The sequence below is a fragment of the Candidatus Binataceae bacterium genome (genome assembly GCA_035500095.1).
Taxonomy (GTDB): Bacteria; Desulfobacterota; Binatia; order Binatales; family Binataceae; genus JAKAVN01.
In genome coordinates, this window is sequence record DATJXN010000064.1 from 1 (window position 1) to 19,130 (window position 19,130).

Sequence of the window (19,130 nt, forward strand, 5' to 3'; positions counted from 1 at the left end):
CCGGGATCCTTCGACTCGCGCAACGCTCGCTCAGGATGACAAAAAGACGATGCGCTGCTGCCGGAAAAGACCGTGCGGGCGCGGCCGGAAAAGACCATGCGGCCCTCGCCGGATCGGCACGGCGACCTCGCTCGAAAAAAAAGGGCCGGGCGATTGCAGATGGAACGGACCAACGAAGCCGGGGCGACTCAGAGAAATCGACACTGACGGGGGTGCGTTCGCCGCTTTCTGGCCGACCGTCCGCCGATTCGGGCTACTGCAGATTCGGATGCACGTCGTCGAGCGTGGCGCGGAGCCGGCTCACGATATAATCGATCTCCTCGGGACCGATCACGAATGGCGGCGTCACCATCACCGCGTCGCCGCCCGGCCGGGCCATCCCGGTCGCCGGGTAGACGAACAGCCCGCGTTTGAGCCCGGCCGCGACCACCCGGCTCGCAACCTTCATCGCCGGCGGATACGGCGCGCGCGAGGCGCGGTCGCGCACCACCTCGACGCCCCAGAACATCCCGGCGCCGCGGATGTCGCCGACCATCGGATGGCCCGAGAGCTCCTCCTTGAGCTGCGCACCGAGCCGCGCGCCAATCGCGGCCGCCCGTTCGACCAGCTGCTCGCGCTCCATTATCTCGAGCACGCGCTCGGCGACGGCGCAGGCGGTGGGATGCGAGCTGTAGGTGTAAAACATGAAGTCGGCGCCCTTTGCCTCGCACTGCTCGACCAGCTCCTCCCGCACCGCGATCATACCCATCGGCATGTAGCCGCCGGCGAGGCCCTTGCCGCCGACCAGGATGTCGGGGACCACGTTCCAATGGTCGACGGCGAAGCGCCGGCCGGTGCGTCCGAAGCCGGTCATCACCTCGTCGGCGATGAGCAGAACGCCGTGGCGGCGGCAGATCTCCGCCAGCCGCGGCCAGTATTCCTTGACCGGCGGCACCGAGCCGCCCGCCGATCCCATCATCGGTTCGGCGATGAACGCCGCGACCGTGTCCGCACCGTGGCGCACGATCTCGGCCTCGAGCGCATTGGCGCAATCGATGTCGCATCCGGGATAGGTCTTGTCCCACGGACATCGGTAACAGTACGAGGGTTTGATCTTCGGCCAATCGAACAGCACGTGCTCGTAGTCCGCGCGGCGCAGGCTGCCGCCGACCGAGAGCGCGGCGATCGAATTGCCGTGATAGGAGGCCTCGCGCGCGATTATCTTCGTGCGCTGCGGGCGGCCGTTGACCTTGTGATACATCAGCGCGAACTTGAGTGCCGCTTCGACCGCCTCGGAACCGCCGGACGTAAAGAAGAAGCGCGTGAGTCCCGGCGGAGTCCATCGCGCAAGCCGCTCGACCAGGCGCTGGCGCTGCGGCGTGGACCAGATCGGGACGACGTAGTTGGCGCGGCGGACCTCTTCGGCCATCAGTTGGGCGATTTCCTCGCGGCCTTGTCCGATGTTGGTCACGACTGCGCCGCCGGCGGCGTCGAGGATCTTCCTCCCATCGGCCGTGTGCAGCCAGGCGCCCTCGGCATGGTCGATCAGCAGCGGCTCGTAGGGGCCGCGGATGAACGTCAGCGGCAGCATCGAGGAATTCGGTGATTCGCGCAGCTCGGCCATGCTTACTCTCCTCGCCTCGACGATCGCGCCTTAGCGGATCGCGCCCTCGCCGCGCCAGCGTTCGATGTCGTGCTCGCCATAGCCGAGATCGGTGAGGACCTCGTCGGTATGCTGGCCGAGCTTGGGCGCGAGCGTGCGGATCGATCCGGGCGTCTCGGAAAGCTTGATCGAAATTCCGACCTGCTTCACCTTCTCGCCGGTCGGCGCTTCAACCTCGACCACCATGTTGCGCGCGCGGATTTGCGGATCGTGCTCGAGCTCGTCGAGCGTCAGCATCCGGCCCACGCAGATATCGGCCCTGGTCAGCACCTCCCACCATTCGTCGCGCGTTTTGGTTTTGAAGATTTCGGCGAAGCGCGCCTTGATCTCGTCGAAGCGGGCGCTGTTGTATTCGTCCTGGATATATTCTTCGGCGCCGAGCGCGCGACACAGATTGGCATAGAACCATGGCTCGACCGAGCCGATCGTGATGTATTTGCCGTCCTTGGTCAGGTAGAGGTTGTAGTACGGCGCTGAGCCGTCGAGCGTGGTCGCGCCGCGACGCGGGATCCATCCCTTGCCGAAATGGTTGGAGATCGCCTGCGCGATCAGCAGCATCGTTCCGTCCAGCATCGCGATATCCACATACTGCCCGCGGCCGGTCTGATGGCGCGCGAGCAGCGCCGCGAGCACGCCGATCGCCGCGTGCATCCCTCCGCCGGCATAGTCGGCAAGCAGATTCTGTGGAATCGTCGGCGCCTGGTCCTTGCGCCCGATCATCGAGAGCGCGCCCGCCTGCGCGATGTAGTTCAGATCGTGGCCGACGAAATCCCGATACGGCCCGGTCTGGCCAAAGCCGGTCACGGCGCAGTAGACGAGGCGCGGATTGCGCGCCGAAAGCATCGGGTAGTCGATCCCGAGCCGCTTGGCGACGCCCGGGCGGAATTCCTCGACCACGACGTCCGCGCGCTGCGCCAGGCGCAGAAAGATTTCGCGCCCCGGCCCGCTCTTAAGATTCAGTCCGATCGATTTCTTGTTGCGCCCGAGCGCGTTGAATGCCCCAAGACCGGTCCCGCGCCGCTCGGTCTTGCCCGAGGCCGCGGCCTGCTCGGCGCGCCGCCCGGTCGGCGGCCCGGGTTCCTCGACCTTGATGATGTCGGCGCCAAGGTCGCCGAGGATCATCGTGCAATGCGGTCCCGGGGCGAGTTTGGTCAGGTCGATAACCTTGATGCCGCTGAGCGGCGCGATTGAAGCCATGAGTGTACACTATCTCCTTACTTTGAGGCGCCGGAGCTTGGACAGCGTCCGCGTATGTGCCTTATACCACCGCCGCGCGCAACCGCGAGAGCCGCGCGTTGAGCGCGCGCAGCCCTTCGACCATGTGAATGCCGTACCAATGCAGGTCGCGCCCGCTGACGAGGAGCACGCGGCGTCCGAGCGCCGCAGGCAGCATCGCCTTCATTTCTTCGAGATCGTCCTGGCCGAATTCGTACGGCTCGTCCGGGAGCAGCACGATGTCCGGGCGATGCTCGACGGCCTCTTCGATCGTCACCCGCGGGTAGCGCTCGCCCGCGCTGGCGAAGACGTTGTTGAAGCCCATCATGCGCAACACGTCGTGCGCATAGGTGTCGGCGTTGAATGTCATCCAGGGCTTTTTCCAAATCGGACAGAAGACCCTGAGCCGGAGCTTGCTCCAGACGCCCAGCCCCGCTTCGATTCCGCTCACCGAGAGGGTGATTTCGCGCGCGAGCGCCGCCGCCTGCGCCTCGCGATCCAGCACGCGGCCGATACGCAGGATCGATTCGACCGCGCCCGGCACCGTGCGCGGGTACGTGGTCAGCACCTGCATCCCCTGCTCGCGCATACGCTCGATATCCTCGCGGCGGTTTTCCTCCGCGTTGGCGATCACAAGGTCGGGCTTGAGCTTGGCAATCTCGCGCAGCTTGGGATTCTTCGTTCCCCCCACCCTGGGAATCGCGGCAAGCGCTTCGGCCGGCTCGACGCAAAAGCGCGTTGCCCCAACCAGCATCTCGCCCGCGTCGAGCGCGAACAGCGTCTGCGTCCAGCTCGGCACCAGCGAGATCACGCGCCGTGGCGGGCGCTCGAGCGCGAGCCTAAGCCCGACGTCGTCGCTGAGTTGAAGCCATGATGCCATCCGCTTTCCGGTCCTGCCTACCTGCCGCTCCGCTCCCGCACAATCCGGTCGAGCGCACGGCGATCGGAGTCGGTCAGATTGCCGTCCGCGCCGTAGGCCGGATTCGGCTGCGGAGACTCCCCGCCGAGCGCAGGCGCGGGCGCCGCGGAGCGATGACTCAGAAAATGCATCGCACGCGGCGCCAGGACGCGCCGGGTGACGAAGCCGGCCGCAACCACGAGCAGCAGGAGAATGAGTACGAGGCTTGGCCGCCTGCGCCTGGCGCGCGACCGCCGCCGCCGCTTTGCCATCAGGAAATCCTGCGCGAACCGTCCAAGCGCCCCACCCCCGAAGCACCATCCGCCATCCGGTCCGCCGCCACCGCCGAACCGGGCATCGTTCGCACCTGCTGCGTGGCGCAAATCCTATCGCACCACGACGCCAAAAAGAACTTCTTCGGCAATTTCCTGTAACGTGCCCCGGCGCTGCCGCTTCATCCGGATCGGCCTTGCGAATCCGCTGACCCGCACAAAAACGCGGCGGGCGGTTCCCCTCGGGAGACCGCCCGCCGTTCTTTCATTCCTTTACCGATAATGCCGGAAACCATTTCGGATCTCCGGGTCGGGCTGGCTTGCGCAAGCCGCCCACAAGGGCGCTGTTGCTCATCCCTGCGGCTTGATCACCGTGTACATCGTCGCGCTGCCGCGCTGCACCAGGAGCAGGGTCGAGTTCTTTTCCTTTTTGGCCTGCTTGGCGGCTGAGAGGAAATCGTCGACGCTGTTGACTTTCGCGTGATTGACCTCAAGCACGATATCGCCCTGCTGGATTCCGGCGTCAGCCGCGGGACTGTCGGGCGTCACGCCGCGCACCACTACGCCCTTGGTGCTATTCAGGTTGAGCTGGTTGGCGATCTCCGGAGTAATAGATTGCACCTGGAGTCCCCAGTTGGAACCGGGCTCTTCGGTTTTGGCGCTCGCCAGCTGCTCTTCCTTCAGTTCGGCGACCTTCACCTGGATCGTGAGGTGCTTGCCGTTACGAATCAGTTCGACCGGGACGCTGTCGCCAATCGGCGTCTGCGCCACCAGCTCGGGCAGTTGATGCTCGTCTTGCACGGCCGTCCCGTTGAACTTCACGATGATATCGCCGCGCTGGATCCCGGACTTGAGCGCCGGGCCCTCCTTCTCGACGTTGGCCACCAGCGCCCCTTCGGGCTTCGGCAGGTTGAACGATTGCGCGAGGTCGGGCGTGACTTCCTGGATCTCCACGCCAAGCCATCCGCGGACCACCTTGCCGTGCTCCTTGAGCTGTTGCATCACCTGCTTGGCGATGTCGATGGGGATCGCGAAACCAATCCCGGCGTTGCTGCCGGTGCTGCTGTAGATGGCGGTGTTGATTCCGATCACCTGACCCTTGGCGTTGAACAGCGGGCCGCCCGAATTGCCGGGATTGATCGAGGCGTCGGTCTGGATGAAGTCGTCGTAGTTACCGCCGAGCGCGCGCCCCTTGGCGCTGATAATTCCGGCCGTGACCGTCGAGGTAAAGCCGAACGGACTGCCGATCGCGACTACCCAGTCGCCAACCTCGGCCGAGTTCGAATCGCCGAGTGGCGCGACCGGCAAGGGCTGATGGGTGTCGATCTTGATCAACGCAAGGTCGGTTTTGGGATCCTTGCCCACGACCTTGGCGGTGAACTCGCGCTTGTCGAGCAGCCGGACGTGAATCTCGTCGGCGTGGCCGGCCACGTGGTTGTTGGTCAGGATATAGCCGTCGGGCGAAACGATCACGCCCGAGCCCAGCCCGTGCTGCTTGTATTCATGGGGAATCTGGCCGAAGAAGCGGCGGAACTGGTCAAACGGGTTCGCCTGGCCAAAGGGGCCCTGCTCCGGACCTCCCGGACCTCCCTGCCCACCCGGACCTCCCGGCCCCCCGGGGCCCATACCGCCTGGTCCCTCCGGCGAGTCGGGCGCGTCCGGAGAGTCGCCCGGCCCGCCCTGATCGCCAAATGGCGACCCGGCCTTCACCTGCTGCACGACGCTCACGTTGACCACCGACGGCATAACGCGCTTGACGAGCGGCGCAAAAGAAGGAATCGCTACGGCGGGCTCATTGGGTTCGGGCTGGTTGGCGGGCGCCGGCCCACGGTCGCCCTCCGCTTGCGCGGTTCGTTGCGCAGGCGCGGACTCGGGCTTGGCCTGTTGGGATTGCGATTTGGTCTGATCCTGCTGCGAGCTGCCGCTCCAGAAAGGAAAGGCTCCGGCGCGCGCAAAGGCGATCATGATACCCAGAAACACGCCGCAGGATGCTGCGGCGATCTTCCTAAACATTCAGTCTCCTCCTGGAGATGGCAAAGTTCCTGTCCGCTCGCTGAGCACAGCAATATCTACATGGTCTATGACGATGGCGGATGAGTTAAATTCAGGCGATGTGCGCCGCGGGTCTCTTTTTCGGCTAAAGATGCTGCCTGGCGTCCCGCTTGAACCGGGCCCTGATCCAGCTAACAAGTAAATCAGAAAATTCCCGCTAAGCAAACGCCTCCGTTCCCGCTCGGTCACCTGCGCCGCCCGGCCACATCGGGTAACGGCCATTCGCAGTTCCCTGCGGCCGTTCGCCGCCGTCCCATAGATTCCGGCCGGACAGTGCTGCGTCTGCCAACGTACTTCGCGGGCCGGCCTCCCGGACAGGCATGGAGGTTCACGGCTTCACGAGCGCTCCGCGCGCCCGGCCGCTGGGGTGGGACGGCCGCGGCCGGCCGCGCGGGGGCGGCGCGTTGGTCAGAATCGGGGCGGCATTTTTTTGTCGCTCCCTTGGTCTCTTTCAAGCCGGTTTCTTGTCGCTAACCAACCCGTTTGCATCCAGGCCGAGCAATTGCGGGCTTATTTCGACCCGATCTTTTGGGCACGCTCCCTGCCCTCTCGCCAAGGGGGGGGCGCGTCAGAGACCCCTACGAGCATCGGCTGCTCATGGTGTCCCAAGGCGGCCCTACGGTGCGGCCGCGATGCCAACGAGTATCGGCAATGTATCAGACTGAGATGCCAGACGCCGCATATCTCAGAGCTCGTACTGTACGTCGCATGAACGAGTATCAAAACGAGTATCAAATAGTCAGTCGCGAGCGGAAGCCTGAGCGATGCGGCAGCTAATAGTCAACAGCCAATAGCTATTGACAACGCCGAACCAATCGCACGCGGCGACACAATTAACGGAGAGCCTATATATGCGAGATCTTTGTGGCGTTCCGGTCCTTGACCACGGACGCAACGCGCGAAACGGATGCAACGATCATTGGGCGCAAACGCGGGCCATGATGCTGACGGCGGGCGCGGCTCTGCTGTTGATTGTTCAGTTCGCCTGGGCGACGCTGGCGCGCGCTCAGGCCGACATAGATTTGGGCAACACCAGCGCGATAGGCGTATTCACGACCAACACCGATTGGTCGATCGCCAAAAACGGCGGCTTCGCCAATGGCACGGCGAGCTGGACCGTCGGCGTGACTAAGATCTCCGTGAGCAATCAGACGGTCGAGGTCTTTGGCCGGATTGCAATTCAAAATACGGGTACCGGACCGGCGAAGCTCGGGAACATCATCGTCAACCTGCAACGCCCCTGCCCCGCGGCCAACGTATTCGTTTCAGAGGCAGTGGACGTCGCGGACGCCACCTTCGGCCAGGCGGCGACCTATGGCAACTTCGTCTCGTCGGCCTCGCACGAAAGTCTCAAGTACAACAAACCCGGTTCGCTCTGCGCGGGGCCGGGCAACTATGAGCTTTCGACGCCGCCCGATCCAACCGTGGACAAGACGGGCACGCTTTACACGACGGCGGCCTCGGGCACCGTCGACTTCATCAATGCCGCCGACAATTCCGTGTTCTCGCTGGTGCCGGAATTCAAACTGAGGGCGGGACAGTTGATTCGACTTTTCTACACGGCGACCTTCGACAACACTGTTCTGGGTCTCTCGCCTTTCGGACCGAATCTGCATGCCGAGGTGATCGTCAGCGTCAGCAACGCGGCGGCGGGAGTTCCGAACGGGATGCAATATATCGACGTCGATGACGACGACGGGCCGGCCGGAGAGGGTATCGGACCCGGCGGCGGGGACGACGCGGGCTGGTCGCAGAGCGCCGCATCGCGCAATGTATTTGCGCGCCTGCAGGCGGATTGCAACCGGACCGTAACGCTTTCCGACGCGCAGGGTCCTGCGAATCCGGTGTTGACCGGAACTGCCACGCTGATCACCTTCACCAGCTTCAACCCCTCCGGGACGCTCGCGATCGACGGCTCGACGATGAGCGACGGGCAGATTAATACGCAGAACGTAAGCGCGGCCATGGACGGCGGCAGTAACGGCGGCACAATAACGAATTGCGCCGCAATAAGCGCTCCGGACACGACCGTCACACTTACGATGGGCGACTTCAGCAAGGTCTTCACCGTATGTCCCGGGACCAACCAGACGGGCTGCGATGAAGAGAATGTGCCGCGAGCTACCGGTCCGGCTACACCGACACCCACCGAAACTCCAACGCCTACTGAAACGCCCACTCCGCTCGTGACGCCCACCCCGGTGGTAACGCCAACTCCGGACGTCACGCCAACGCCGGTGGTGACTCCGACCCCTGACGTGACGCCGACGCCGGTCCAGACGCCAACTCCTCTTATCACTCCAACTCCGATGGTCACGCCGACTCCGGTTGTCACTCCGACTCCAGTCGTGACGCCGACGCCGATCGTCACGCCCACTCCGACCGCCACGCCTCCTGTACGTCCGCCTTTCATCCAGGGCGAATTCTGCACCTATAACGAGGCTCACTGGTCGCACACCTGCGGCGCGAGCGACGCCGGCGCCGCTCACGACCTCAAACACGTGGCCAGCGGCGATTGCCACGGCGAAGGCAACCAGGCCCATAATGTGCTGAACGACGACTTCAACGCCGTGTATGGCGCGAATGGAGTACGGGTCGGCCTGCCGTGCGCCTCGAAGCGCTTCGACATGAAGTTCACGTCACCGGCGGCGATCGAGAACTATCTACGGCCCGCGGCCAGGCCGGAGTGCTCAACGCCTGCCTCAGCAACCCGTCAAGCTCGCATTCGGGCAATCTCGGCGGCGAAGTGTTGGCGCTGGAGCTCAACGTCAACTTCAGCGCGGCCGGATTCACCGAAGGCCCGGGCGGCCCGTTCGGCAACCTGAACCTGTGCAATAGCGCACGACGTTCGATGGCATGTCGATCTCCGAGATCCTTGCGGCCGCCAACAAGGCCCTGGGCAATGGCGGGATGCCGACGGGGTTGGACGCAGACTCGCTGCGCAACCTGCTCCATCAGATCAACGAGTCGTTTGACGACTGCCATCCGCACGGTTTCGCACAGCAACATTTGACCGGCGGAGCCTGTCCGTAAGGCGCCTGTAGCGCAACACGCGCAAAGGGGCCGGCCCGCACGGGCCGGCCCCTTTTTCTTGCCCGGCTTTATAGCAGCAGCTTACAGGCGCGTCAGTCGCCTTGGCTCGTATTTATCACCATGGCGCCCCTCGGCACCTCGCAGATCATCGTCCGCTCGCAGTATGCGGCGGTAACCTTGACCACGGTCAGCGAGAATTTCTTGCGCGTCCGGTTACTTCCGCTGTCGGTAACCCGAATTGTCGGATACCAGGTGCCGACTGCGGCCGGCACTCCCGTAATCGCTCCCGAGGTCTGATCTATCGAGAAGCCGCGCGGCAGATGGCCCGCAACCAGATCGATAGTGTAGGGCGCGACGCCGCCCGTGATGCGAAGCGATGCGTCGTAAAGAACCGTGGTGTGCGCATTGGGCAGCGTTGCTTTTGCTCCAATGACGAGCGGCGACGGGGTCGGAGTGGAGGTCGGAACGGGTGTCGGCGTTGGAGTCGCAGTTGGCTTGGGCGTCGGCGTCGCTACGGCGGTCGGGGTCGCGGAGGCAGCGGGCGTCGGCGTCGCAACCGACGTACCGGGCGTTATCGAACCCCACCACGTGTCCCACATGTTGTTCTCACCGGCATACTCCTGGATCGTCCACATCGAAGTATCGTCAACCGGGTCGACGACGGTGGCGGTAAAATCGCCCCATCGGTTGTCGCCGGTGCCGAAGTCCTTGAAATAGGATGCCTCCCCGGACTTCAACATCACTTCGCCTTCCATCGTGCTCGGAGGAGCGGTCGCCAGGTGAACCGAATAGGCTCCGCTCGCATAAATTCCCGTCCCGAAGTGCGTAAGCCGAGCATCACGTCGCCGTTGCGGTTAACGGCCAGCGTGGACGGACTCGGCGAAGGCGTCGGAGCTGGCGTCGGACTTGGCGAGGGCGTCGGTATCGGGGTCGGCGTGGTCGTTGGGGAAGGCGTGGGCGACGGCGACGGGCTTGGCGTAGGCGATGGGGTCGGACTTGGAGTCGGTGTAGGCGACGAGCTGGGAGTTGCCGTCGGCGTCGGCGTCGGGCCGACGGATATCTCTCCCCACCAGGTGCCCCAGCTATTGCCGGTCGCGGCATATTCCTGGAGCGTCCACAGGGTTAGGTCGTCCAGCGGATCGACCGTCGTGGTGCTGAAATCGCCCCATCGATTGTCTCCCGTGCCGAAGTCTTTGAAGTAGGGCCCCTGGCCTGCCTTGAGCAGTGTGTTCTGGCGCAATGTGTTCGGCGGGTCGGCCGCCATCCGCATCGAGAAGCCACCGCTCGCGTACTGCGCCGCCGAAAACTGCGAATACCCCACCAACGCGTCGTTCTCGCGATTGACTCCGATCGACGGGTAGGAGAAAAACTGCGTCACCGTCGGATCGTCGATTCGCCCAAGTTGCTGGACCCCGCCCGCGTCGCCCGACGTCGTGTCGATCTGCCACCACTGCACCGAGCATCGATTCGGCGTGCCGGTCGCGGGCAGGAAGATGGTCTGCACGGTCCAGAGCGACCCGTTTCGATAGACCGTCCCGTCGAGCCGGTCGTCGTCGGTATCGATATCCCTCGTCGAGCCGAGTTGCGGCGCGAAATTGAGCGCCGGCTCGACCGCCTGCCACGGCTGCGGCCCAGTCGGCAAGGCGACACCCGTGGTGAGCACTTCGGAACCTACCGCCCCAGTGATCGTGCTCATCCTGAGCCGGCCGTTGGCCGAACTCCACGATCCCAGGACGTAGAGCGTCGCAAGGTTGGGATCGTAGGTGAGCGCCGGATTCATCGAGAACCCGCCGCTATCGTCCTGCAACAGGGTGAAAAGCCCCGAGCCGCCCGCGTACAGGTTCGCCTTGTCGAAGGCGTAGAGGTTCGCGAACTCGTAAAAATTGCCCTCGATTGTGAAGATATTTATCCCGACGACGATCCAGTTCTTGTTGAACCCGAGTATCGGAAAGTCGCCCCAGAAATTGCCGGTCGAGTCGATCGGGACCCGGTAGAGGTCCCAGCCCGCGGTCGGGTCGCTGTTATGCGAGACGCCGATCAGGATCGCCGAGGCGACGGTCTCCGGGTCGCCCGCAGTGATGATAATCCATCGCTGGCCGTACGGGTCGTATATCACGCGCGGATCGGTGACGGTGCCGACGCCGAGGCTGGGCCAGAAGTTGAGCAGGCTGACCGTGCTTATCAGCGTTCCCGCGCGGGTCTGAATTTCAATCTGGCTGTTGAGCGCCAACACCAGATGGGCCGGCCCGACGGCGCCGTCGGTGTCGGGCGGAATCGCGGTGTCGTTGTCGCCGACTCCCGGAAAGCCAATCAGCACGGGATCCTGTTGTTCGCGGCCCTTCGGGACTTTTCGTTGCTGCGGCCGACGCAAACCGTCGGAAGACCGATCTCTCGCGGAGGCAGGATCCTGCGGGGAAGGATTTCTCATCGCGCGCGGTGTTGAATTGCGGCGCGCCGGCGCGAAGACGCCGTTGGCCTGGTCGCGGGCGAGCGCGATGAAGTTTATGGTTGTGTGCGCCGCGGCATGGTCGGACCGTCCCGCGATTCGTCGCATGAGCGGGCGCCCGCGTCTATCCGCAGATTTAAGAAGCGCCGCAGGCGCGTTCCATCCGGCAGGTCCTTGAGACGCGCTGACTGTGCGTGACGCCCGCTGCGCCGCGCCTGGTGCGCTGGTCGTTGGAATGACCGCGGGGATTGTTGGGGGGCTCGCCGCGGCCAATGGCCGGGCGACAACGAGAGCCATCCATCCCGTGATCAGCAAAAACCGTCAGCCGCGCAGCGGTCGCCGACCGCTTGCGGATGGGGTTTGACAAACGCCCTCCCCTTCCCTTCAGGCCCTCGTTGCCGCCTCGGCTCAGCCGGGTCGGATCTCTTCGATCGCCCGCCTCCCCCTGCACTCCCGTGCGGCAACCGCCCCGCCGAAAATCAGACCTGTTGCCCCCGCTTTCCGTCGGCCCCGCTCTCCGTCGCCCGCCCTCGATCGCTCGCCCTCAATCGCACCACTCGCCCACCACTCGCCCAATCGCCTTACTCCCAGTGGCCCCACCCCTTCTAGCTGGCTCCGCTTGTCGCTCGAACTCCCGTCGCCCCACCCCGCCGATCTTGCGGCCCCGCTATCTCATTCGAGGAGCGCGGATTCGAGGAGCGCGGCGCCGCCGGCGCCGCCTGAAATCCTTGCCAGATGCTGTTGAGCAAGAGACGCGCCGCTGAAAAAAAGCCCCATAAACCCAGCGCCCTCGGAAGAGTGGTGACAAAAAAATGGCGGTAGGCGCAGACACCGCGATGTACCATCCCGATGCTTCGCCGACCGCCATGGGACGGCCCGGAAAGTTAGGCCAGTGCCCTCATACTCGATTTCGGTTGAGCAGTCCGCGCGCGATAACCAGAGACTGAATTTCGCTGGTTCCCTCGCCAATGATCATCAGCGGCGCGTCGCGATAGAAGCGCTCGACCGGAAACTCGGCCGTGTAGCCATACCCGCCCAACACGCGCATCGCGTCCAGGGAGACCTTGACGCACGCTTCCGAGGCAAAGAGCTTGGCCATCCCCGCCTCGACGTCGCATCGCTCGCCCGCGTCTTTCTTCTCGGCCGCACTCTGCACCATAAGGCGCGCCGCCTCGACCCGGGTCCCCATGTCCGCGAGGAGCAGTTGGACCGCCTGATGTTCGCAGATAGGCTTGCCGAAGGTGGTGCGCTGCTGCGCGTAGCGGATAGCGTTCTCGAACGCCGCTTGTCCGACTCCGACCGCGCGCGCCGCGACGTTGATTCGTCCGACCTCAAGCGCGCTCATCACCTGCTTGAAGCCCTGGCCCTCCCGGCCGCCGATAAGATTGCCGGCCGGGACTTCGAGCTCCTCGAACAGCACTTCGCAGGTATCGACGCCCTTGTAGCCGAGCTTCTTGATATTGCGGCTGACGGTCGGCCCGTGCTCGTTCTTCTCGACCGCGAACATGCTGATCCCGGCGTAGGCCGGTTTGGCCTTGGGATCGGTCTTGGCCGCAACGGCGAGCATCGTGCCGTGTCGGGCGTTGGTGATGAACATCTTGCTGCCCTTGAGCACGTAGTTGTCGCCGTTGCGTACCGCGGAGGTGCGGATCGATTGAACGTCGCTGCCGGCGTGGGGCTCGGTGAGCGCGAGTCCGCCGCGCTTTTCGCCCGCCGCCATTGCGGGCAGGAAGCGTTTGCGCTGCTCTTCGGTGCCGTGATGCGTGATGACGTAGGCCATGATTAGATGGCTGTTGATCACGCCGGCGAGGCTCATCCATCCCCGCGACAGCTCGGCCATCAGGCGCGCGTAGCTCGCAAAGCTCAGTCCCAGACCGCCGTACTCGACCGGGATGGTGGCGCCGAAAAGCCCGAGCTCGCGCATCGTGGCGACAAGCGCATGCGGGTATTCGTCGGCGTGCTCCAGCTCGGAGGCGGCCGGAATAACGTCGCGGTCAACGAAGCGGCGCACCGCCTCGATTACATCCTGGTCCATCGTCCCTGCCATTGCGGTTCCCCTGGTCGATCGAACGAATCGATGTATCTTTGCGGACGCGATACGTCCGTCGCGGCGAGACTAACAGAACGAATCAGGCGGCCGCCAACACGCAAGGGAATCGCCCTTGCGACGTCGGAAGCGCCGCCAGAGAGAGGGACGAAGCGCGGGAAGCGTCAGAAAGCGGCCCGGAGCGACACTGATTTGGCGGCGATCGCGGTCGGCGGCGTCGCGACGGCTGCAACGGCCCTAACCGAATCGGCCGGCGAAAGCAGATGTGTGCGCAGCGCGAGGACCGCCATAAATGCCGACAACAGCAGGAAAAAGAGCATGACCGAGCCGGGTTCGATCTCGTCCGCGCGCATCCGCGCAGCTAAGGCCGCGGTCTGCGATTGAGGCTTAGATTGAGGCTTGGATTGAGGCTTGGAAGGGTTGAATTGATGCGCCACGAGTCTCACGCAAAAAGAGATCAGCAAATCGCATACCGTTTGGCGACGTCTTTTCCGAATCGCGCGCCCTCTGTCTAATTCCGCCCTAGGGAAGCGCGCGCCCCGACCCGTTCCGATGCGGCGTTGCGTCGATGCGTCAACCTCCTGGCTTGCGTCCACTCGGCCGCAAGCTCGCGGGAGGGCGCTTCGCCCTTGCGCGTGTGGCCGGGGTGTTGGTAGACTAAATGTCAGATTGACGCAAAGTCCGGGAATTAAAATAATCTTCAAGCGGCCGCAACAATTCTGGCCGTCCCCGAGATACCCGCATCGCGCGTCCACGTGAGGTCCCGACCGATGACGCCTGAAATGCAGTCCGCTATCGTTGCCGCCGCCGATACCGCCGCCGCGCGGCTCCATCGCAAGCTCGCCGCCCTCGGGCAGGACGGCTACGAGCTCGCCGCCTGCGAGCGCTATGCCGCGCAGATCGACGAGATCAACCGGCTCAAGGCCGAGCGCGGCGCGGTGGTGCTCGCGCACAACTACCAGCGTCCCGAGATCTTCGAGGTCGCCGACTTTATCGGCGATTCGCTGGAACTGGCGTACAAGGCACGCGAGGTACGTGACGCCGGGATCATCGTGTTCTGCGGCGTCCACTTCATGGCTGAAACCGCCAAGATCTTCAATCCCGAACGAACCGTGCTGCTGCCGGACATGCGGGCCGGATGTTCGCTGGCGGAGAGTGTAACCGCCGAGGCTCTTGCCGAACGCAAGGCGGAGCTGCGCGAAATCTATCCCGACCTCAAAGTCGTCTCCTACGTCAACTGCACGGCCGACGTGAAGGCAGAATCCGACGCCTGCTGCACGTCGGCCAATGCGCTCAAGGTGGTCGAGGCGATCGACTCGGAGCACGTGCTGTTTGTGCCCGACCAAAACCTGGCCAACTACGTGCAGAGTCAGAGCCGCAAGAAGATCATCTCATGGGACGGCAATTGCTACGTGCACCATCAAATCACCGCCGAGGAAGTCGACCGGGTAAAGCGCGCGGTCCCCGGAATCAAGGTGCTGGCCCATCCCGAATGCCGCTCCGACGTCCTGCGCCTGGCCGACGCGGTGCTGTCGACCAGCGCGATGGTCCGGTACGCGCAAGGCAGCGAGGCGGACAAGTTCCTGATCGTGACCGAGTGCGGGCTTTCCGACCGTCTGCTGATGGAAATTCCCGGCAAGCACTTTTACAAGGCGTGCAAGCTCTGCCGCTACATGAAGATGATCACGCTCGGCGGTACGCTGGATTCGCTGCGCTACCTGCGCTTCGAGATCGAACTGTCCGATGAGGTGCGCGAGGGCGCGCGCCGCGCGCTCGAGCGAATGCTGGAATTGGGCGCCTAAGCCCACGCCCTGCCTCTTTAACCGGGGCCGCCCGGTTACGAGCCGGTTAAACGCCGACTTTTGAACGACTTATGATCCGGCGGATATACTTGCGCCGGTGAACTCAGAATCCAGGGCACCGATCGGGAAGACAGACTCGGGGAAGACCGACTCGGAGAAGACCGGCTCGGGACCGGCGGACCAGGCCGGCGGCCGCGCCGCCGCGCGAAGCGACCGCGCCGCACGGCCAAAGGTCGCGGTCGACACGGTGCTCTTCGCCGTCGAGGGTGGCCGGCTCAAGACCTATCTCGTGCAGTTGCGCCGCGGCGCCGGGCGCGGACGATGGGCTTTCGCCGGCGGACTGGTGCGGATGGGCGAGATGCTGGATGAGGCGGCGCGGCGCGAGCTTTTTGCCTCGACCGGAATTCACGAGGCGTACCTGGAGCAGCTCTTCACCTTCGGCGACCCCTCACGCGACCCGCGCGCCCATGTCGTTTCGGTCGCCTACATGGCGTTAATCGCCGACCCGCGCAGCGCGGCGGCGCCGGGTGGCAAGTATCTCGACGGGCGCTGGTTCGAGGTTTCGGCCCTGCCCGCGCTTGCGTATGATCACCAGCAGATGGCGGAATACGCGCTCGGGCGGCTCAAGGCCAAGCTCGAGTACACCAATATCGCGTGTAACTTGCTGCCGGAAACCTTCACTTTCGCCGAACTGGAGGCGTTGTACGCGATGATCCTGAAGCGGCCCATCGACCGGCGCAATTTTCGCCGGCGAATTCTCTCGATGGGCATCCTGCGCCGGCTGCCGGCCACGCGCCGCGGCCCGCATCGCCCGGCCGCCCTCTACAGCTTCGCCCGGCGCGACCCGCAAGTCGTGGAAATGCTATAATTATCGAGCGAGTGAGCATCATGCCCAGCAGGACCAAAAATGAGATCCGCGGCGCCCAGCGTGGCCGCGCACGGAACCGAAGATGGATATTCGCGGCGATCGCCGCCGTCGCGATCGTTGCGGTCGGCGTGGGCGCATGGACGATGCGCTCGGCGGCCGATTCGGCAACCGCCACCAACGTCAAGGGCGAGCGCCCGACGCTCGATCCCGCACGCTTTTTCGGCGTCGTGCGCGAGGCCTACGAAGTCGCACAGAAAAATCCCGCGCTGCTGGCGCAGCTTCATTGCTACTGCGGATGCGACAAGGAAGTCGGCCATCGGAACCTGCTCGACTGTTATCGCGACGAGCACGGCGCGCATTGCCCGATCTGCACCGGCGAAGCGGTGGAGGCGGCCAAGCTCGCCGACGAAGGATTGCCGGTCGAACAGATTCGCCGCGTGCTGCGCGACCATTACGCGCAAGGGAATTGACGCTTGGCGGTACTGGTTTCGGCCTACCTCCAGCGCTTCACCTACGCTGGACTGCTGGCGGTGCTGATCCTGTGCGGGATGGGCCTGCCGCTGCCCGAGGATGTGATCCTGGTGGCGGGCGGCTTCCTGGTGCATCGCGGGGTCATCCAGTATCCGATGACGCTGATAGTCGCGCTGTTCGGAGTGGTTGCGGGCGACAACTGCCTGTTCTTCCTCGGCCGCCGCTTTGGGACCGGACTGGTCGCTTACCTCGGCATTGGACGGCCGCGCTCGCGCCGGCAGATCGATTGGCTGAAAGACTTCATGCGGCGCCACGGCCATCGGGCGATCCTCTACGCGCGATTCGTCGCCGGCTTGCGCGCGCTGGTCTATCTGACCGCCGGATCGCTCGGCGTGAACCCGCTCAGGTTCTTTCTCTACGATCTGACCGGCGCGGTGATTTCGGTGCCGATCATGGTCACGCTCGGTTACCTCTTCGGCAACGAGCTTGAAGCAGTGCTCAGGTACATCGGCGGGTTCGAGAAACTGCTCTGGATATTGGCGCTGCTGTCATGCGCGATCATCGCGATGAGGACGCTGATTTATACGACGCGCGAACACGAGGAAAACCCGACCTAGGCGGCCCTGCGATCCATCCGGGCGCGGGCGCCTGCCGATCGCGGAGCAAGCGCCGTGCTGGCCGGCCTCTTGGACCAAATATGGAATTCCGACTTCCGGCGCTGAATCTCAAGGCCAAGCTGATGGCGTTGATGGTGGTGCTGCTCGGGCTGACACTCGGTGCAGAGCTGCTGGTCAGCCTCAATACGCAGAACCGGATCGTTTCGGCAACCCAGGACAACGTCAAGGAACTCGCGAGCGCGATTCAGATAAGCGTGCAGGAGCTGACCTCGGTCGGCAGCTTCGATCGCGACCGCCTGCAGAACTACGTCAACTCGCTGCACACCAACGGGCTCGAAGTCTCGATCGCATCGACCAAGGACCTGATCATCAACAGTTCCAACCCGGCGCTGATCGGCGAGGCGATCAACCGCGGCGCGGTGCGCAACGTATCGGCGCAGGCCGGCGCGCACGGCGATCCGCTCTCGGTGCCGGCCTTCACCTTCGGCCCCGCCGGCGAGCAGACGGTCTATCTAATCCCGGTCGAAGTCGAGGACCATCTGCTCGGCTACGTGCAGGTGGTCGCAGATTTCGCCGATTTCGCCCGCCCGCTGGAGGAACACCGTATCCATCTGCTGACGGTCGCGCTCGCGATTTTCGCGATCGGACTGGTTTTCTCCTACGTCCTCGCCGACCGCTACGTCGAGCCGATCCACGCGGTCGCGGCCGCCGCGCAGAACATCGCCGCGCGCGGCCTCGAACCGGTTCCCGAGGCGCATCGGCGCGACGAGATCGGACTGCTTACGCGCAGTTTCAACGAGATGGTTGACCAGTTGCGGCGCGCGCGCGAGCGCGAGGCCGAGCTCAACCGGCTCGAGCGCTTTACCGCGCTGGGCCAGCTCGCCGGCGCGCTCGCACACGAGATCAAGAACCCGCTCAATTTCATCAGCCTCGCGATCGACCAGTTGCGCGCACGCTACGCGCCGCAACTGCAGAACGACCAGGAAAATTATCGGCGCCAGCTCGGAATAATGAAGGACGAAGTCCATCGCCTCTCCGAGCTGATCCAGAGCTTTCTCAACTACGGCCGCCCCATCGAGGTGCATCCCGCGCCCACTGACGTGCGCGCGCTGGTCGGCAACGTCCTGGAGCTTTCCGACTCCAAGCTCAAGAGCCAGTCGATTCGCGCCTCGCTCGAGGGCGCCGGCGCGCCGGTGATTCTCAACGTCGACGCGGAAAAGCTGCACGCCTGCTTTATCAACGTGGTGGCCAACGCAATCCAGGCGATGCCCGAAGGCGGCGAGCTCGGGGTGGCGTTTCGGCGCGACGGCGAAAACGAGGTCATCACCTTCTCCGACACCGGCGCCGGGATCGATCCCGACGTTGCGAGCCATGTCTTCGAGCCCTTTTTCACCACCAAGCGCGAAGGCATCGGCCTCGGCCTCTTTTTCTCGCGCGCGATCGTGGAGCGCCACGGCGGCACTATAAGGATTGGCGCCAACCCGGCCGGACCAGGCGCTATGGTGACTTTCGTCCTGCCGCTCGGCGCCGCGGGGAGACATACATGAGCCAACCGTCGGTTCTGGTGGTTGAGGACAACGACCTCGAGCGGCAGATAACCGTCGAGACGCTGCGCGAGGAAGGCTTCCTGGTCGACGAGGCGCCTAACGGCAAGCGCGCGATGGAGCAGCTTGCGCTCGGCAGCTTCGACGTAGTGCTGACCGACCTGATGATGCCGGGAATGACGGGCGAGGAACTGCTCGCCGCGGTCCGCCAGACCTACCCGGG

Annotated in this window: 17 protein-coding genes; 9 read left to right on the forward strand and 8 right to left on the reverse strand. The window is 64.4% G+C overall.

Going from position 1 to position 19,130, the window contains the following annotated elements:
* Window positions 1–253: 253 nt before the first annotated feature.
* The 3 genes from VMI09_06960 to VMI09_06970 form a co-directional block, all read right to left on the reverse strand.
* The gene (locus tag VMI09_06960; protein HTQ24420.1) at window positions 254–1,603 is read right to left on the reverse strand and encodes an aspartate aminotransferase family protein; all 1,350 of its coding nucleotides are present in this window, start codon (window positions 1,601–1,603) and stop codon (window positions 254–256) included.
* A 30-nt stretch (window positions 1,604–1,633) separates the two neighbouring features.
* Window positions 1,634–2,839, reverse strand: a complete 1,206-nt coding sequence (locus tag VMI09_06965) for a CaiB/BaiF CoA-transferase family protein (GenBank protein HTQ24421.1) — start codon at window positions 2,837–2,839, stop codon at window positions 1,634–1,636.
* 61 nt (window positions 2,840–2,900) lie between these two features.
* The gene (locus VMI09_06970) at window positions 2,901–3,737 is read right to left on the reverse strand and encodes a helical backbone metal receptor (protein HTQ24422.1); all 837 of its coding nucleotides are present in this window, start codon (window positions 3,735–3,737) and stop codon (window positions 2,901–2,903) included.
* 152 nt (window positions 3,738–3,889) lie between these two features.
* Here VMI09_06970 and VMI09_06975 point away from each other — a divergent pair, with 152 nt between their 5' ends.
* Window positions 3,890–4,189 (forward strand): hypothetical protein, encoded by a 300-nt coding sequence (locus tag VMI09_06975; GenBank protein ID HTQ24423.1) that lies wholly within the window; start codon window positions 3,890–3,892, stop codon window positions 4,187–4,189.
* Between the two features lie 189 nt (window positions 4,190–4,378).
* On the opposite strand, the gene VMI09_06980 is transcribed toward VMI09_06975, so the two are convergent.
* Window positions 4,379–6,040 carry a DegQ family serine endoprotease gene (locus VMI09_06980; GenBank protein ID HTQ24424.1) on the reverse strand — a complete coding sequence of 554 codons (1,662 nt, stop codon included), beginning with the start codon at window positions 6,038–6,040 and terminating at the stop codon, window positions 4,379–4,381.
* A gap of 977 nt (window positions 6,041–7,017) precedes the next feature.
* On the opposite strand from VMI09_06980, the gene VMI09_06985 reads away from it, so the two are divergent.
* A complete protein-coding gene (locus VMI09_06985; protein HTQ24425.1) occupies window positions 7,018–8,904 on the forward strand; it encodes a hypothetical protein in 1,887 nt (628 codons plus the stop codon).
* A 31-nt stretch (window positions 8,905–8,935) separates the two neighbouring features.
* Window positions 8,936–9,112 (forward strand): hypothetical protein, encoded by a 177-nt coding sequence (locus VMI09_06990; protein ID HTQ24426.1) that lies wholly within the window; start codon window positions 8,936–8,938, stop codon window positions 9,110–9,112.
* Between the two features lie 92 nt (window positions 9,113–9,204).
* On the opposite strand, the gene VMI09_06995 is transcribed toward VMI09_06990, so the two are convergent.
* The 4 genes from VMI09_06995 to VMI09_07010 form a co-directional block, all read right to left on the reverse strand.
* Window positions 9,205–9,852: an Ig domain-containing protein gene (locus VMI09_06995; protein ID HTQ24427.1), complete on the reverse strand. Its 648-nt coding sequence runs from the start codon at window positions 9,850–9,852 to the stop codon at window positions 9,205–9,207.
* Window positions 9,852–11,429 (reverse strand): hypothetical protein, encoded by a 1,578-nt coding sequence (locus VMI09_07000; GenBank protein ID HTQ24428.1) that lies wholly within the window; start codon window positions 11,427–11,429, stop codon window positions 9,852–9,854. Before VMI09_07000 ends, VMI09_06995 begins: the two co-directional genes overlap by 1 nt.
* A 1,027-nt stretch (window positions 11,430–12,456) precedes the next feature.
* On the reverse strand, window positions 12,457–13,605 hold the full coding sequence (locus tag VMI09_07005) for an acyl-CoA dehydrogenase family protein (protein HTQ24429.1): 1,149 nt from the start codon (window positions 13,603–13,605) through the stop codon (window positions 12,457–12,459).
* A 164-nt stretch (window positions 13,606–13,769) separates the two neighbouring features.
* Window positions 13,770–13,958, reverse strand: a complete 189-nt coding sequence (locus VMI09_07010; GenBank protein HTQ24430.1) for a hypothetical protein — start codon at window positions 13,956–13,958, stop codon at window positions 13,770–13,772.
* 417 nt (window positions 13,959–14,375) lie between these two features.
* Between VMI09_07010 and nadA the strand changes: the two genes are divergently transcribed.
* The 6 genes from nadA to VMI09_07040 all read left to right on the forward strand — a co-directional run.
* A complete protein-coding gene (gene nadA, locus VMI09_07015) occupies window positions 14,376–15,407 on the forward strand; it encodes a quinolinate synthase NadA (protein HTQ24431.1) in 1,032 nt (343 codons plus the stop codon).
* Between the two features lie 97 nt (window positions 15,408–15,504).
* Window positions 15,505–16,275 carry an NUDIX domain-containing protein gene (locus VMI09_07020; protein ID HTQ24432.1) on the forward strand — a complete coding sequence of 257 codons (771 nt, stop codon included), beginning with the start codon at window positions 15,505–15,507 and terminating at the stop codon, window positions 16,273–16,275.
* Window positions 16,276–16,295: 20 nt separating this feature from the next.
* On the forward strand, window positions 16,296–16,745 hold the full coding sequence (locus tag VMI09_07025; protein ID HTQ24433.1) for a CYCXC family (seleno)protein: 450 nt from the start codon (window positions 16,296–16,298) through the stop codon (window positions 16,743–16,745).
* Between the two features lie 3 nt (window positions 16,746–16,748).
* Complete coding sequence (locus VMI09_07030; GenBank protein ID HTQ24434.1) at window positions 16,749–17,363, forward strand: DedA family protein; 615 nt, start codon at window positions 16,749–16,751, stop codon at window positions 17,361–17,363.
* An 80-nt stretch (window positions 17,364–17,443) separates the two neighbouring features.
* Window positions 17,444–18,910 carry an ATP-binding protein gene (locus VMI09_07035; GenBank protein ID HTQ24435.1) on the forward strand — a complete coding sequence of 489 codons (1,467 nt, stop codon included), beginning with the start codon at window positions 17,444–17,446 and terminating at the stop codon, window positions 18,908–18,910.
* A partial coding sequence (locus VMI09_07040) for a response regulator (protein HTQ24436.1) occupies window positions 18,907–19,130 on the forward strand: 224 nt, incomplete at its 3' end. The genes VMI09_07035 and VMI09_07040, both read left to right, overlap by 4 nt.